The following is a 15887-nucleotide window of genomic DNA, read 5'->3' as shown; positions in this document are numbered from 1 at the left end:
CGAGACCGACCTCGGCTACTGGCGGCTGCTGGCCAACCTGGCCTGGACGCTGCAGATCGAATCGCAGGCCCTGCAGGCCCTGACCATCACCACCCGCCAGGGCGACCTCGACCCGATCGAGGCCGACCGCCTGCTGCAATTGCTGCGCACCCGCAGCCCGCAGGACGCGGCCCGCTTCGCCGAAAAGGCGTGGGACCAGCTGAAGCAGCCGTCCTACCTGGTCGCTGCGCTCGATCTCTGGTGGGGCGCGCACGACCTGAAGGCCATGGAGCGCCTGTTCGGCAGCCTCGGTGCCGAGGCGGAACAGGCGGTGGCCTCGGAGTCGTATTTCTGGGTGCTGCGCGCGCAGTGGCACCAGGCCCGCCACGAGATGCTGGCGGCGCTGTCGGACATGCGCCGCGCGCTGGAGGCCTCGCCCGACCACGTCGACACCCGCATCGCCTACCTCTTCATGCTGATCGACGCCGGTGCCCAGGGTGAGCTGCAGCGCATGCTGTCGACCTGGCGCACGCAGGCCATCGCCAACCCGGCCTACGACCCCGCCTACGCAGCCGGGTACCTGGTGCTCGAACAACCGAGCCAGGCGCTGCCGTTCTGGCACCGCCAGGTGCCGCTGCACCCGAACGACCCGATGTGGTCGGCGGGCTATGCCGACGTGCTCGAAGCGGCCGGCATGGTCCAGTCGGCGCAGCAGGTGCGCCGCCAGGCCTTGGCCCTGACCCGCCAGCGCCTGCGCGACCCGGCGTTGCGCGCGGAAGTGCCGCCGGATCTCGTGCAGGCGCTGCAACTGCAGCTCGCCCGCCTGCAGCTCGCCACCACGCAGGGCGACGGCCAGCTGCGCGCCATCGCCACGCTCACGGGCCCCGACGGACTGCTGGCTGGCACAGCCGTGTCGCCAAGCATCCGCGCCGCGGCGCTGGAACTGGTGCTGGGCTGGATGCTCTCGACCGAGCAGCACGACCAGGCCCGCCTGTGGCTGTGGCGCCGCTACGGCACCACCCTCGCCCGGCCGGACTGGGCCGAGATGACGCTGGCCCTGAACGATGGTGACCTCGTGCGCATCGGCGAGCTGCTCGACAGCCCCGACGCCGACCGCCTGCCGCCGGGCCTGCGCATCGAAGCCCTGCAGGCGCTCGGCCACTCGGCACGCGCCCAGACGCTGCGCATCGCCCAGCTGCAGCTGCACGACGACGACGGTCAGCACGAGGCCTACACCGACGCGGCGTGGCGCCAGTCGCGCCGCGTCGAGTACGGGCTGGACCTGGACCGCGACGCGGTGCACGCCAACCGCCAGTCGCTGGCGCTGTGGCTGCCGCTGTCGGAAACGATGCGGCTGCGCGTCGGCGCGGAGCAGTCGAGCCAGCGGGCCGGCCTCTCGCGCAGCACCGGCACGCCGGAACTCGGCCTCATCGCCGCGCAGGACCGCGCACTCTCGGCGCTGCTGCAGTTCCAGCCGGACCGCGCGCTGCAGGTGGAAGCCTCGCTGGGCCAGCGTTCGGCCGAGCGCTCGTTCGCCACCGGCACGCTGTCGGCCAGCGTGCAGCCGGTGTCGCGCCTGCAGCTGCGCGCCGACCTCGGCTTCAACGCCCGGGCCACCGACACGGCACCGCTCTCCGTCGCCGGCCGCCAGCAGGAAGCCCGCCTCAGCGCCGATCTGCGCCTGGCGCAGACCAGCCCGGTGCGCGTCACGCTGCGGGCAGCCCAGCTGGACCTGCAGAGCGGCGAGCGCCTGGGTTCGGCACTCGGGCTGGACTGGGAAGTCGGCCAGGTGCTGCGCGGCGCCACGCCCGAGCTGCGCGTGCGGGCCTTCGGCAACTACACCCGCTACCGCCGCACCGGCAACGCCCTGCCCGACTGGACCACCCGCCTGACGCCGGACGGCAGCCAGCCGGACGCCACGTTCTTCGTGCCCGACAGCTTCGCGCTGCACGGCGTGGGCCTGAGCGCCGGCCTCGCTGCGCGGGACAGCTATACCCGCGCCTGGCGCCCCTTCGTCGACCTGAGCCTGACCCACCACAGCCGGCTGGGTGCCGGCTACGGCGCCACGGTCGGCGCCGCAGGCCGGCTGCTGGGCAGCGACCAGCTGCTGGTCCAGTTCAGCGCCACGCGGTCCGGCACCAGCAGCGATGCCCGCGCGCTGGGGCTGCGCTACGTCCTCCCGTTCTGACCCGATCTGACCCGGAACCCGCCTAGGAATCCCACCATGCCCAAGTTCACCGACCTCCGCCTCCCGAAGCTCTTCAAGCTCCTGACCCTGATGCTGCTGGCGATCGCCGCGGCCGGCTGCTCCGTGATGGACCGCACCCGCAGCGCCGTCCAGCTCGACGCGGGCGCCAAGTGGGTCATCCTGCCCATGGCCAACCACACCGAGACGCCACAGGCCGGCCTGCGTGCCGAGGTGATCCTGGAATCGCTGCTGCGCCAGCGCGGCGTGCAGACGCTGGTGCATCCGCCGGCCCTGCCGGCCGCTGACCTGATGGGCGACCTGCCCGACCGCAAGGTGCAGCAGGATGCCCAGCGCTGGGCCGCCGAACAGGGCATCCGCTACGCGCTGACCGGCGCGGTGGACGAGTGGCGCTACAAGGTCGGTGTGGACGGCGAGCCGGCCGTCGGCCTGGTGCTGCAGGTCATCGACCTCGGCTCGGGCGACGTGGTCTGGACCGCCACCGGCGCCAGGTCCGGCTGGAGCCGCGAAGCATTGTCCGCCGTGGGCCAGAAGCTCATGCGCGACCTGCTCGGCGATCTGGCGCTGCGCTGAACTCCGGGGTCCGCGCCATGCTGGTTTCCAAGTTCACGGCCGACGCGACCGCCCAGGACGGGCTGCACGCACTGGCGTCTCCCCGCGCCAGGGTGGGCTGGGTCGCACTCGAAGTGGTGGTGATGACGCTGGGCGTCATCGCGATCGGACGCTGGGTCTCGCCCGACGATCCGCTGTTCACCCACGCGCCGATCCCGTGGACCTGGTTCGCGCCGATCCTGATCGCGCTGCGCTACGGCGTGCTGGCGGGACTGAGTTCCATGCTGATGGTGCTGGTGGCGTGGCGGCTGCTGCAGGGCACGGACCCGTCCGCGGCCTTCCCGGTGCTGTACTTCCTCGGTGGCCTGCTGCTGACCATGGTCTGCGGCGAGTTCAGCGGCCTGTGGCGCTCGCGCATCCGCCGGCTGTCGCAGGCCAACGCCTACCTCGAAGACCGCATCGAGCGGGTCACCAACCGCCTGTTCATGGTCCAGCGCTCGCACGACGTGCTGGAGCAGGACCTGCTGCTGCAGCCCTCGACGCTGCGCCAGGCGCTCGGCGACATGCGCGCCCGCTCGCTGGCCGGCCAGCTCGCCGCGCCGGCGGCGGCCAAGGCCTTCCTCGACTTCCTCGGCGTGCACTGCCAGATCGAGAGCGCCCAGGTCATCACGCTCACCCCCGGCGCCGCGCACGGCACGACGCTGGCCAGCGTCGGCCAGCCGGTGCCCGTGCAGCTGACCGATCCACTGGTGCAGTACGCGCTCGACCAGCGCCGCCTCGCCCATGTGCAGGCGGGTTTCCCGGTCCACGAGGCGGCCACCAGCCACCTTGTCGCCGCGCCGCTGGTACTCGGCACCCACCGCGAGCAGGCGCTGCTGGTGGTCAGCCGCATGCCCTTCCTCGCGCTGCACGACGAGGCGCTGGAGCTGATGGCCGTGCTGTGCTCGTCGTTCTCGGACGCGGCGCTGGTCAGCGACGAGGTGCCGGGCCTGCTCGCCCACCTGCCGAACTGCCCGGTCGAGTTCGCGGAAGAGGCCAGCCGCCTCGACCGCATCGCCCGCGAGTTCCGACTGCCCAGCCAGGTGGTGGTGCTGACCTTCGGCGACCCCGAGCACGCCGCCAGCCAGCGCCGCCTGGCCGAGCGCCGCGCCCGCTCGCCCGATGTCGTCTGGCCCTATGCGCTGGAAGGAGACCGTGAACGGCTGGTCACGCTGATGCCGCTGGTCGGCCGCACGGCGGTCGATGGCTACCTGCACAGCCTGGCCACCTACGTCGCCGAGCGCCAGGGGCTGGCGCCGCACCAGGCCGATCTGGCCACGCTCGGCATCCAGCACCGCGTGATGACGCTCGGCCAGGCACCGCTGGCACCCGCACTGGTGGGCGTGCTCGGAGGCACCAGCGCATGAACCCGCTGCAGTTCCTGCTTGCGCTGGCGCTGGAGGTCGGCGCCGCGCTGCTGCTGCTGTGGACGGGCGACCGTGACGTCCTGCGGCTGGGCGCCTATGTCGGCGTGCATGCGCTGGCCTGCGTGGTGCTGGCCGTGGTGCTGTACCCGCTGCTGCCCGGGCGGCTGCGCCAGCCGCCGCTGGCGGTGCTGGCACTGCTGTTCAGCCTGGCGTTCTTCATCCCCTTCCTCGGGCTGGTGGCGCTGCTGCTGGCGGTGGTCGTGATGCGGCTGCTGCCGGCGCACGAACCTGACACCCACTTCCGGCTGGCGGCGCCGCCGGAGTTCCTGCTCTCGGTGCGCGGGCCGGCACGGCTGTTCCGCGGCCTGAGCATCCGGCAGCTGCTGACCGACGTGCACGCCGCCGCCCCGCTGCGCACGCGGGCCCTCAACGCCATCGCCAGCAAGCCTGCCCGCATCGCCGGCGACCTGCTGCGCAAGCTGCTGAGCGACCCGGTGGAGGATCTTCGCCTGGTCGCCTACGGCCTGCTCGACACGCAGGAAAAGGCGCTGCGCACCCGCATCTCCGAACAGGCCGCGCTGCTGGAGCAGTTCACCACCGAGCCGCAGCGCCACAGCGCCAGCCGCATCGAGGTGCTGCGCCACCTGGCGGAGCTGAACTTCGAGCTGGTCTACCAGTCGCTGGTGCAGGGCGACGTGCGCGAGCACACGCTGGCCCGCGCCATCGAGCACGCGCAGGCGGCCATCGCGCTCGACCCGGGCGACGGCGGTCTGCGCCAGCTGCTCGCGCGCATGCACCTGGAGCAGGGCGACATCGACCGTGCCTGCGACGACCTGATCCGCGCCACCGAGGATGGCCTGCCCGACAACCGCGTGCTGCCCTACCTGGCCGAGATGGCCTACCGCCGCAGCGACTGGCGCAGCGTGCGCGCCCTGATGCACCGCATCGATCCGCTGACCGTGACCCCGCGCATGGCCGCGCTGGTGCGCTACTGGCAAACCGCAGGAGAGCGCCCTTGACTGAATTACCCCGTGCCGAATCGGCCGACATCGCGCTGCTGCTCGAAGGCACCTACCCCTACATCTCGGGCGGCGTGTCGAGCTGGGTGCACCAGATCATCACCGGCTTCCCCGACCTGACCTTCGCGGTGGTGTTCCTCGGCTCGCGGCCCGAGGACTACGGCCCGATCCGCTACCAGCTGCCGCCGAATCTGGTCCACGTCGAGGCACACTACATCTTCGACAACGAAGACCGGCCCGCCCAGCGCACGCTGCGCACCGATCCAGCCGCCTTCTCGCACGTCAAGGCGCTGCACCGCCACTGGCAGGACCCCGAGGACAGCCCCGCCGGCACCGACCCGCAGGCCCTGTTCGGCGCGGTGATCGACCGCTTCGACGACCAGCTCGGCGAGGCGCACTTCCTGCGCGGCGACCAGGCCTGGGACCACCTCTGCGCCCAGTACGAGGAGCGCTGCACCGACCCCTCCTTCGTCGACTACTTCTGGACCGTGCGCACCATGCACGCGCCGCTGTGGAAGCTCAAGCGCATCGCCGACCACCTGATCCCGGTGAAGGCCTTCCACACCGTCTCGACCGGCTACGCGGGGCTGCTGGGCGCCATGTGCAAGCGCCGGCACGGCCGCTCGCTGGTGCTGTCCGAACACGGCATCTACACCAAGGAGCGCAAGATCGACCTGTTCGGCGCGCGCTGGATCGCCGACAACCGCTCGGTGCTGCAGCGCGACCTGACCGAGCTGAGCTACTTCCGCGACCTCTGGATCCGCTTCTTCCAGGGCATCGGCAAGGCCTGCTACGAGTCGAGCGACCAGATCATCGCGCTCTACGAAGCCAACCGCCGCCGCCAGGTCGCCGACGGCGCCCGCGGCGAGCGCACCACCACCGTCCCCAACGGCATCGACATCGCCCGCTTCACCCCGCTGCGCGCACTGCGGCCCGCCGCGGTGCCGCAGGTGCTGTGCCTGATCGGACGCGTGGTGCCGATCAAGGACGTCAAGACCTACATCCGCGCGCTGCGCAGTGTCGTCAACCAGCTGCCCGAGGCCGAGGGCTGGATCGCCGGCCCCGAGAACGAGGACCCCGCCTACGCCGAGGAATGCAAGCTGCTGATCGCCAGCCTCGGCCTGCAGGACCGGGTGCGCTTTCTCGGCTTCCAGCAGCTCACCGAGCTGCTGCCGAAGGTGGGACTGGTCGTCCTGTCGTCGATCAGCGAGGCGCTGCCGCTGGTGCTGCTCGAAGGCTTCGCCGCGGGCGTGCCAGCGGTGAGCACGGACGTCGGCTCGTGCCGCCAGCTCATCGAGGGGCTGGACGGGGAAGACCAGGCGCTCGGCCCGTCCGGCCGCGTGGTCGGGCTGGCCGATCCGAAGGCGCTGGCCGATGCGGCCGTCGAGCTGCTGTCCGACCCCGCTGCCTGGCAGCGGGCCAGCGACGCGGGCGTGGCGCGGGTCCAGCGCTACTACTCGCTCGAACGCATGCTCGGTCGTTACCGGGACATCTATGAAAGGGCCCTGACGTGGCAGGCATCGGTTTCGAGCTGAGAAAGCTCCTGCGGCGCGACAGCTTCGCCGGACTGTTCAAGGCCTACGCCTACGCGGGCATCATCAGCTCCGGGCCGTGGGTGCTGTCCATCCTGGGCATCCTGGTGATCGGCCTGGTCTCGGCGGTGACCGTGCCGGACCGCCAGATCACCCAGTTTCAGGTCTCGGTCACCTACCTGATCATGCTGTCGCTGGTGCTGACCGGGCCGATCCAGCTCTCCTTCACCCGCTGGGTGGCGGACCGGCTGTTCGAGAAGCGCCAGGCGATGATCGCGCCGAACTTCCTCGGCGCACTGCTGATCGTCGTCGTCGGCTCGGGCCTGCTCGGGCTGCTGGCGGTGGCCACGCTGTTCCCCGGACAGAGCAACCTGTTCCGGGTCTCCTTCGCCAGCGGACTGGTGGTGATGAGCGGCATCTGGCTGGCGACGATCTTCCTGTCGGGCATGAAGCAGTACAAGACCATCGTCGCGCTGTTCGGCCTGGGCTACGGCGTGAGCGTGACCGGGGCGCTGCTGCTGCGCGGACTGGGCATGGAGGGGCTGCTGCTGGGCTTCGTGGTCGGGCAGTTCGTGCTGCTCGCCGGCATGCTGGTGATGGTGCTGCGCACGCTGCCGACCGAGCGGCTGATCGCCTTCGACTTCCTCCAGCGCGGCGCGATGTTCACCTCGCTGGTCTGGGTCGGGCTGTTCTACAACCTCGGCGTATGGGCCGACAAGCTGGTCTTCTGGGCCGCGCCGGAGGTCAGCCAGGCGATCATCGGCCCGCTGCGGGCCTCGGTCATCTACGACATCCCGGCCTTCCTCGCCTACCTGGCGATCATCCCGGGCATGGCGGTGTTCCTGGTGCGCATCGAGACCGACTTCGTCGAGTACTACGAGCGCTTCTACGACGCCGTGCGCGAGGGCGGCTCGCTGGGCAACATCCAGCGCCTGCGCGACGAGATGGTGTTCACCATTCGGCAAGGGCTGTACGAGATCCTGAAGATCCAGGGCATCACGGTGCTGCTGGTGATCCTGGCCGCGCCCCGGGTGCTGGACTGGCTCGGCATCTCGCACCTGTACCTGCCGCTGCTCTACCTCGACGTGGTGGCAGCGAGCCTGCAGGTGGTGCTGCTGGGGCTGCTGAACATCTTCTTCTACCTCGACCGGCGGCGCGTCGTGTTCGGGCTGACGGCGCTGCTGCTGGTGCTCAATGTCGGGCTGTCGCTCATCACGCTGCAGCTCGGGGCGTCGTTCTACGGCTACGGGGTGGCGCTGGCGATGATGGTCACGGTGTTCGTGGCGATGCTGGCGCTGGAGAGCAAGCTGCACCGGCTGGAGTACGAGACCTTCATGCTGCAGTGACCGCCGCGCGCGCGGTGCCCGCCAGCGGCAGCGACAGGCCGATGCACACCCGCCCCGGCGCATGGCAGCGGACATGCACGCTGCCGCCATGCATGGTGGCCACCGCCTTGACGATGGCCAGCCCCAGCCCGGCGTGCCCGCCCTCCCGGCCGCGGGACACGTCCGCGCGGTAGAAGCGGTCGAACATGCGTGCCCGCGTGGCCTCGTCCAGCGGCGGACCGGCGTTGACCACATCGAGCCGGCACTGGCGCACAGCCGCCGGCTCCGCAGCCAGCGCGATCACGATGGGCTCGCCCGGGTCCCCGTACTGCAGCGCGTTCGCGATGAGGTTCGACAGCGCCCGCTTGAGCAGGCCCGGGTTGACATGGGCCAGCACGGCGTCCCGCTCGGGAACGTCCTGCACCAGGCGGCGCCCCTCGTCCTCCAGCAGCGGCTCGAAGAACTCGGCCGTCTCCGCCACCAGCGCGCGCAGGTCCACCCATTGCAGCGCATCGGCGCGGGCCCCGTGGTCGGCACGGGCCAGGAACAGCATGTCGCGCACCATCGCTGCCAGCCGTTCGGCGTCCTCGAGATTGCCAGCCAGCACCTCCTGCAGTTCGTCCACCTCGCGCGGTCGGGCCAGCGCCACCTGGGTCGAGCCGATCAGCGTGCTCAGCGGCGAGCGCAGCTCATGGGCCACGTTGGCGTTGAAGGTCTCCAGCTGAACGAAGGCCTGCTCCATCCGGTCCAGCGCGCCGTTGAAGGCCTGCACCAGCACGTGCAGTTCCGACGCGGCATCGGGCACCGCCAGCCGCTGCGAGAGCTGGTCAGGCCCGAGGGTGCGTGTGGCCTCGGACAGTTGGCGCACCGGCCACAGTGCCCAGCGCACCAACGCACCGCCCAGCAGCGCCAGTGCCAGCGCCCCGGACAGCGACACCACCCCGATCAGCCACGCGAAGCGCTGCAGCGTGTCCTGCATCCGGCCTTCCTCGCTGCCGAGCACCACGCGCACCCGGTGCCCCGGCGGCAGCCCGCGCAGCTCCTGGCTGAACACCTGCCTCGGGGACTCCGTCCAGTCCTGGCTGCAGCCCTGGGGACTGCCTTCCTCGCAGAACACCCAGAAGCGCGTCGAGCGGTCGCTGTGGTGCAGCACCTCCAGCTCCTGTGCGATGGCCGGCCAGTGCGCGCTGACGGGGCCACCGTCGCGCACCCGGTCGATCATCTGCACCACCAGTTCCAGCTTGGTCCGCTGGGCGTGCTGGCGTTCGTGGGCCATCTCGACCTTCAGATCGCGGTACAGCACCACCGCGCTCAGGCCGAACACGCCCAGCGACAGCAGCGCGAACAGCCCCGCCAGCCGTCCAGCGATCGATCCCGGCCACCGGCGCCTCATCCGGCCACCTCGCTGCGCTGCTCCAGCACATAGCCCATGCCGCGCACTGTGTGCAGCAGCTTCTGCGGGTGGCCTTCGTCGATCTTGGCGCGCAGACGCTTGATGGCGGCCTCGACCACATTCAGGTCGCTGTCGAAGTGGATGTCCCACACCAGCTCGGCCAGCACGGTCTTGGACAGCACCTGCCCGCGCCGGTGCAGCAGCGTCAGCAGCAGCGTGAACTCCTTGGCCGTGAGCATGACCCGCTGGCCGGTGCGCACGACCTGGCGCGAGACCGGATCGACGACCAGGTCCCCGAGCAGCAGTGGCCCCGTCTCGCGCGGGCCGGCGCGGCGCACCAGCGCCTGCAGCCGGGCGACCAGTTCGGTGAACGAATACGGCTTGACCAGGTAGTCGTCCGCGCCTTGCTGCAGCCCCTGCACGCGGTCGGCCACGCCATCGCGGGCCGTCAGCATGATCACCGGCGTCTGGTGGGTCTGGCGCAACTGCTGCAGCACCTCCAGTCCGTCCATCCCGGGCAGCATGCCGTCGAGCACGATGACGCTGTACCCGCCGGTGCGTGCCAGGTGCAGGCCATCCACCCCGTTGGCCGCCGTGTCCACGGCAAAGCCCTGTTCGCGCAGGCCCCGGCCCAGGTAGGCCAGTGCCCGTGCGTCGTCGTCGATGACCAGCAGTTTCATGGCCGGGATTGTCCCGCCGCGCATGCGGGCCGTGGCTGACAAAGCTGTCAGGCGGACATCGGCAAACCGTCAGGCAAGGATTTCTACGATGGCAGCCATGAAACCCATCCAACGCTTCTACCTCGGGCTGGTCGCCGCGCTGACCGCCCTGTGGGCCTTCGCCGATCCCGCCTGGCTGGCCAGCGACCCCAACTACTTCGTCTGGCGCGCATCGCTGACGAACCTCACCGGCGTGCTGGGCATCGCCGTGATGAGCGTGGGCATGGTCCTCTCCGTGCGGCCACGCCGGCTGGAGCCGCTGCTGGGCGGCCTCGACAAGATGTACCGCCTGCACAAGTGGCTCGGCATCACCGGGCTGGTGCTGTCGATCACGCACTGGGCGCTGTCCAAGTCGCCGCGCTACCTGATCGACCTCGGCTGGGTCACGCGCCCGGTCCGCGGCCCGCGCGTGCCCGAGACCAACCCCGTCTTCCAGTTCTTCCAGGGCCAGCGCCACCTGGCCGAGACGATCGGTGAATACGCCTTCTACGTGATGGTCGTGCTGCTGGCGCTGGCACTGGTCAAGCGGCTGCCGTACCGGCCGGTCTTCAAGACGCACCGCTGGCTGGCAGCGGTCTACCTGGCACTGGTGGCGCACTCGGTGGTGCTGATGAAGTTCAGCTACTGGGGCGGCGTGCTCGGTCCGCTGAGCGCTGCGCTGATGGTGTTCGGCTCGGCCGCTGCCGTGGTCTCGCTGCTGCGCCGCGTGGGCGTGCAGCGGAAGGTGGGCGGCATCGTCGAGGCGCTGGAACACCACCCGGACAGCCAGGTGCTGCGCGTCGATGTGCAACTGCAAGGCCGCTGGGATGGTCACGCGGCCGGCCAGTTCGCCTTCGTCACCTTCGACAGGAAGGAGGGCGCGCACCCGTACACGATCTCCTCGTCCTGGCAGAGCGACGGCCGCCTGTTCTTCCTGATCAAGGGCGACGGCGACCACACCCGCACGCTGCCGGAGCGGCTGCAGGTGGGCGACGCCTGCACGCTCGAAGGCCCCTACGGCCGCTTCGTCTTCGACACCGATCGACCGCGCCAGATCTGGGTGGCGGGCGGCATCGGCATCACGCCGTTCATCGCCCGCCTGCAGGCCCTGGCGGGACAGGCCTCGCCGCACGCGGCGCCAGTCGATCTGTTCTGGTCCACACGGGTGCTGGAGGATGCGGCACAGCGACGCCTGGCAGAGGATGCCGCCCGGGCCGGGGTGCGGCTGCACGTGCTCGTCGATGGACGCGACGACCCGCTGACGATGGACCGGATCACCGCCGTGGTGCCCGAGTGGGCGCGCTCGGACGTCTGGTTCTGCGGTCCGGCAGCGTTCGGCCGGGCGCTGCGCGCGCAGTGCCGCGCCCGGGGCCTGGGCGCAGAGCACTTCCACCAGGAGCTGTTCCAGATGCGCTGAGGAGCGCCTGGCCAGCCCGGGTCGTCACTGCGGCTGGAAGCCGCTGGCCTTGATGAGGCGCGTCCAGACCTGCTTGTAGGCGTGTTCGCGCTGGCCCAGCTGCTCGGCGGGCATGTAGCCGACCGTCAGCCCCATCCCGGTGAGCCGGTCGCGCACATCGGGCTGCGCGATCACCTTCGACAGCGCGGCGCCGAAGCGGTCGATCGTCTCCTTCGGCGTGCCGGCCGGTGCGAAGACGCCGTAGTAGGGCACGTCCTCGAAGCCGGCCAGGCCCAGCTCGGCGAACGTGGGCACATCCGGCAGCGCAGCCTGGCGCGCACCGCCGAGCACGGCCACCACGCGAATCTTGCCGGCCTTGTGGTTCTCGATGAAGTCCGGCACCGAGCCGACGCCCGCGGCGATCTGGTTGCCGAGCATGTCCGCCATCATCGGCGCGCTGCCGCGGTAGGGTGCGGAGACCAGGTCGACCTTGTACTTCTCGCCAATCACCTTGACCAGGAACTCCGGCACCGAGGCCGGTGCCGGCACGCCGACCGCACCCTTGCCGCCGCCGGCCGTCTTGACCCAGTTCACGTAGTCGCCGACCGACTTCGCCGGCGTGCCGCCCGAGACGGCCAGTGCGTTGACGAAGGTGGCGAAGCCCGCCACCGGCACGAAGTCCTTCGCCGGATCGAAGCCGGGCGTCTTCACCACCAGCGGCAGGATGGTGATGGTGTGGTCGTGCGAGAGGAAGAAGGTCGTGCCGTCGGGCGCGGCAGTCTTGAGCGCCTGCGCGGCCAGCTGGCCACCGGCGCCGGGCTTGTTCTCGACGACCACGGTCGCGCCGAGTTCGTCCTTGAGCCGCTCGGCCAGCGTGCGGGCGATGGCGTCGGTGCCGCCGCCAGGCGGGAAGCCGACCAGCAGGCGGATGGTCTTGCCGTTGTCGGCCTGGGCCGGTGCGGCGCTCAGACCGGTGGCGAAAGCCGCCGCGAGGGCGAGCAACAGGCGGCGGGTCGGTGTGGCGAGTGACATGCAGGGATCTCCGTCGGGTTCGTGACGGAACTCATGATAGGCCGCAGCCCCGACGGATCAGCGCGGCTCGCTGCGGTTCGACCCCGCCACCAGATCGAAGCGGAACAGCCGGCACTCGATCGGCCCGTTCCACATCGGCACCCGCCGCGACTCCTTCAGGCGCATCGCCTGCGGCAGCTTGGCGTCCGGACTGAGCACCCAGGCGGTCCAGCCGGCGTACTGGCGCTTCCAGTGCGTGGCGAGCGCGGCGAAGAAGGCCTGCGACGTGCCGCCGCCCTCGAAGGTCTCGCGCGAATCGCGGTAGCCGCCTGGCGCGGAGCCGGTGCCCTTGGCATCGATGCGCTCGCCGTAGGGCGGGTTGAGCATCAGCACGCCGCGTTCGGTCGGGGCATTGCGCTGCAGGGCATCGACGGTCTTGAAGTCGATGGCGTGGGCCACACCGGCCCGCTCGGCGTTGCGGGTGGCGAAGTCGGTCATGCGGAAGGACACGTCGCCCGCGTAGACCCGCACGGCCGGCGCATGGACGCGCGACCGCGCCTCGGCCTTCATCGACTGCCATGCCACCACCTCGGCGCGGAACGGAGCCAGCTTCTCGAAGGCGAAGCTGCGCTGCAGACCCGGCGCCATGCCGCAGGCGATCTGCGCCGCCTCGATGGCGATGGTGCCGGCGCCGCAGCAGGGGTCGAGCAGGTCGCCGTCTTCCGCCCGGCCGTGCCAGCCCGCGGCAGCCAGCATCGCGGCAGCCAGCGTTTCCTTCAGCGGGGCTTCGCCCTGCACCTCGCGCCAGCCGCGCTTGAACAAGGCTTCACCGCTCAGGTCCACGTACACCTGGGCGTAGTCCTCGCCGACGTGCAACTGGATCGACAGATCGGCGAAGCGCGGATCGACGTCCGGACGCTCGCCGGTCTGTTCGCGCATCACGTCGCAGATCGCGTCCTTGATGCGCAGCGACGCGAAGTGCAGGCTCTGCAGCGGCGAGCGCACCGCCGAGGTGTCCACGCGCAACGTCTGGCGCGCCGTGATCCAGTCGGTCCACGGCACCGTGCGGGCGATGTCGTAGAGGTCTTCCTCGTCGCGGTAGCGGCCTTCGGCAACCTGCCACAGCACACGCGGCGCCAGCCGGCTCTCCAGGTTCAGGCGCATGGCGGTGTGGATGCTGCCGATCAGCGAGATGCCGCCACGGCCGAGCTTCACCGACTTGGCCGCCTGCGGCGCACCGGCTGTGGTCAGGATGGCGCGCACTTCGTCGGCCAGCAGGGGCTCGACGCCGGCGGCGCAGGGCAGGAACAGGGGGGTCGGGTTCAAGGCAGTGGTCCGTCGTCTTCGTGATCAGGGGTCGGGTGCGATTGTCGCCCCGGATGCGCCGCCGATACAGCCGTACACGCACAGGTACCGATCGTCACCTCGCCAGCGTCATCGACACACCGCTTTCAACCGTTCAATACATCCGGACACTGTCTTAATGGATGGTGTGCATTCCGGTGCGCTCGGCAGACTACGCTGGGTACACCTCGACAACGGAGCTTTCCCACCATGATGCAATTCACTCCTTCCCGTCCCCTGGTCCTGGCCCTGACGTCTGCCGCGCTGCTCCTCGGCGGTTGCGCCGACATGAGTGCCCGCCAGAAGGGCACGGCGACCGGGGCCGCGGCAGGTGCTGCGGTCGGCGCCGTGCTGAGCAAGGTCACCGGCGGCAAGGCCGGCTCGGGTGCGGTCATCGGCGGTGCCGTCGGCGCGGTCGCCGGCAACCTGTGGTCCAAGAAGATGGAAGACAAGCAGCGCGCGATGGAGCAGGCCACCCAGGGCACCGGCATCGACGTGAGCCGCACGGCCGACAACCAGCTCAAGGTGAACGTGCCGAGCGACCTGTCGTTCGACTCGGGCCGCTCGAACATCCGTCCCGCGCTGGCGCCGATCCTGACCAAGTTCGCCCATGGTCTGGATGCGACGATGCACGTGCAGGTCATCGGCCACACCGACAGCCAGGGCAGCGATGCGGTCAACAACCCGCTGTCGGTCGAGCGGGCGGCCTCGGTGCGCGACTACCTGGTGTCACAGGGCGTCCTGGCCACGCGCATCTCGATCGAAGGCAAGGGCGAGCACCAGCCGGTGGCCGACAACAGCACGGCGGACGGGCGCGCCAGGAACCGCCGCGTCGAGATCTTCCTGCGCGAGCCGGAAAAAGCCGGCTCCTGAGCACGCGCAGCACCCGTGCGTGATCAGGCCGGCTTCCAGAAGATGTAGTCGGCCTGGTACTTGACGACCAGGCGCTGGCCGGCATTGCTGGGGGCGCAGACCTGCGACGGCGCAACGCCGCCCTTGGTCGCCGTGCGCTGGATGTAGCTGATCCCCGTCATCGCGCCAGCCCCCATGGCCGGGTTGGCCTTGACGAGCTGGTGCGGGATGTTGCCCGCGCCGGCCGGCGCCACCGCCACCTGCGCACCGGTCAGCTTCGAGCCGTCCGCCGACTGCCACGTGGCGGGCGGGCCGAAGTACTTGCCGACCATCCTGCCACGGCGGTCGCTGAGCGCCGCGTCGGGCCCGACGAAGACCCATTCCATCTGGTCCGCCATGCCGGTGCCCGCCTTGACGCGGCACTCGTAGGTGATCTCGCCCATCCCCACGGTTTCCATGGCGACCTTGTGGCCCTCAGGCACCTTCACGGCGTCCGGCAGCGCCATCTGGCTGTACGGGGTCATGGGGGCCATGGGGCCGGAGCTGGCGCAGGCAGACAGCAACGCCACGGCGGCAGCGGACAGGATGAGCTTGGTGTTCATGGACATCTCCAGCAGGTTGAGGTTGGTGATGTCTCTTACGCAGGCCACGGCGGACTGGATGCAGGCGAACAGCCGATTCGGTGGAATTCTTTTCGCCGCGGCTCAATCCCACTGCAGCAGCTCGGCCAGCCGCCGCGCCACCCACACCGCCTCGTCCGGCGCATACCCCGAATCGGGCGACTGCAGCCCCGCCTCGATGCGCGCGAGCACCTCTTCCTCGGACACCCCGAGGTCGAAGTGGATGTGCTGCGCCTGCGCGACGAGTTGCTGGGCCAGGTCCTCGCAGGCCTCGTAACGGGCGCGCACCTCGGCGATCGGCGTGCGCAGCCGGGTGCGGTGGCGGTCGCGGTGCAGGTCGAGGAAGGACTCGGGGAGGAAAACCTGGTTCTCGTGGTCGTCGGACATGGTGTGTGGTCAGCGGGCTGGCGCAGCAGACGCACGGGCCGCCTGCGCGAGGGTGAACCAGGTCAGCACGCCGGCGATCAGCGCGCAGCCACCGATGCCGCTGACCATGGGCATCGGCGAGCCATCGACGAACTGCGAGATCACGCCCATCACCACCGCGCCGGTGA

At 70.5% G+C, this 15887-nt stretch carries 14 protein-coding genes; 8 read left to right on the top strand and 6 right to left on the bottom strand.

Annotated elements, in window-relative coordinates; genetic code table 11:
* The 6 genes from AB3X43_RS18755 to pelG all read left to right on the top strand — a co-directional run.
* Window positions 1-2167 (top strand): tetratricopeptide repeat protein (locus tag AB3X43_RS18755; RefSeq protein WP_369431392.1); only part of this gene is annotated, 2167 nt, incomplete at its 5' end.
* Window positions 2168-2203: 36 nt separating this feature from the next.
* Window positions 2204-2758 (top strand): penicillin-binding protein activator LpoB, encoded by a 555-nt coding sequence (locus tag AB3X43_RS18750; RefSeq protein WP_369431391.1) that lies wholly within the window; start codon window positions 2204-2206, stop codon window positions 2756-2758.
* 17 nt (window positions 2759-2775) lie between these two features.
* Complete coding sequence (locus AB3X43_RS18745) at window positions 2776-4143, top strand: PelD GGDEF domain-containing protein (protein WP_369431390.1); 1368 nt, start codon at window positions 2776-2778, stop codon at window positions 4141-4143.
* Window positions 4140-5162, top strand: coding sequence for a tetratricopeptide repeat protein (locus tag AB3X43_RS18740; protein WP_369431389.1), 1023 nt, complete (start codon window positions 4140-4142; stop codon window positions 5160-5162). Before AB3X43_RS18745 ends, AB3X43_RS18740 begins: the two co-directional genes overlap by 4 nt.
* Window positions 5159-6697: a GT4 family glycosyltransferase PelF gene (pelF, locus tag AB3X43_RS18735; RefSeq protein ID WP_369431388.1), complete on the top strand. Its 1539-nt coding sequence runs from the start codon at window positions 5159-5161 to the stop codon at window positions 6695-6697. The genes AB3X43_RS18740 and pelF overlap by 4 nt, the downstream gene beginning before the upstream one ends.
* Window positions 6673-8040: an exopolysaccharide Pel transporter PelG gene (pelG, locus tag AB3X43_RS18730; protein ID WP_369431387.1), complete on the top strand. Its 1368-nt coding sequence runs from the start codon at window positions 6673-6675 to the stop codon at window positions 8038-8040. Before pelF ends, pelG begins: the two co-directional genes overlap by 25 nt.
* On the opposite strand, the gene AB3X43_RS18725 is transcribed toward pelG, so the two are convergent.
* Together AB3X43_RS18725 and AB3X43_RS18720 are read right to left on the bottom strand one after the other, a co-directional pair.
* Window positions 8027-9412 carry a heavy metal sensor histidine kinase gene (locus tag AB3X43_RS18725; protein ID WP_369431386.1) on the bottom strand — a complete coding sequence of 462 codons (1386 nt, stop codon included), beginning with the start codon at window positions 9410-9412 and terminating at the stop codon, window positions 8027-8029. The two genes, pelG and AB3X43_RS18725, sit on opposite strands and share 14 nt — an antisense overlap.
* Complete coding sequence (locus AB3X43_RS18720) at window positions 9409-10092, bottom strand: heavy metal response regulator transcription factor (RefSeq protein ID WP_369431385.1); 684 nt, start codon at window positions 10090-10092, stop codon at window positions 9409-9411. The genes AB3X43_RS18725 and AB3X43_RS18720 overlap by 4 nt, the downstream gene beginning before the upstream one ends.
* Window positions 10093-10189: 97 nt before the next feature.
* On the opposite strand from AB3X43_RS18720, the gene AB3X43_RS18715 reads away from it, so the two are divergent.
* Window positions 10190-11527, top strand: coding sequence for a ferredoxin reductase family protein (locus tag AB3X43_RS18715; protein WP_369431384.1), 1338 nt, complete (start codon window positions 10190-10192; stop codon window positions 11525-11527).
* A 24-nt stretch (window positions 11528-11551) separates the two neighbouring features.
* On the opposite strand, the gene AB3X43_RS18710 is transcribed toward AB3X43_RS18715, so the two are convergent.
* Complete coding sequence (locus AB3X43_RS18710; protein ID WP_369431383.1) at window positions 11552-12538, bottom strand: Bug family tripartite tricarboxylate transporter substrate binding protein; 987 nt, start codon at window positions 12536-12538, stop codon at window positions 11552-11554.
* Window positions 12539-12595: 57 nt separating this feature from the next.
* Window positions 12596-13843 carry a THUMP domain-containing class I SAM-dependent RNA methyltransferase gene (locus AB3X43_RS18705; RefSeq protein WP_369431382.1) on the bottom strand — a complete coding sequence of 416 codons (1248 nt, stop codon included), beginning with the start codon at window positions 13841-13843 and terminating at the stop codon, window positions 12596-12598.
* Window positions 13844-14074: 231 nt separating this feature from the next.
* Here AB3X43_RS18705 and AB3X43_RS18700 point away from each other — a divergent pair, with 231 nt between their 5' ends.
* A complete protein-coding gene (locus AB3X43_RS18700; protein WP_473965151.1) occupies window positions 14075-14734 on the top strand; it encodes a YiaD family glycine zipper/OmpA-like lipoprotein in 660 nt (219 codons plus the stop codon).
* A 23-nt stretch (window positions 14735-14757) separates the two neighbouring features.
* Here the strand turns inward: AB3X43_RS18700 and AB3X43_RS18695 are convergent, their stop codons facing one another.
* Both AB3X43_RS18695 and AB3X43_RS18690 read right to left on the bottom strand, forming a co-directional pair.
* Window positions 14758-15315: a DUF3455 domain-containing protein gene (locus AB3X43_RS18695; protein ID WP_369431380.1), complete on the bottom strand. Its 558-nt coding sequence runs from the start codon at window positions 15313-15315 to the stop codon at window positions 14758-14760.
* A gap of 102 nt (window positions 15316-15417) precedes the next feature.
* Complete coding sequence (locus AB3X43_RS18690; RefSeq protein ID WP_369431379.1) at window positions 15418-15720, bottom strand: hypothetical protein; 303 nt, start codon at window positions 15718-15720, stop codon at window positions 15418-15420.
* Between the last annotated feature and the right edge of the window lie 167 nt (window positions 15721-15887).

The organism is Sphaerotilus sp., assembly GCF_041083715.1.
Classification (GTDB): domain Bacteria; phylum Pseudomonadota; class Gammaproteobacteria; order Burkholderiales; family Burkholderiaceae_C; genus Sphaerotilus.
This window is presented reverse-complemented; position numbering and strand designations above follow the sequence as displayed.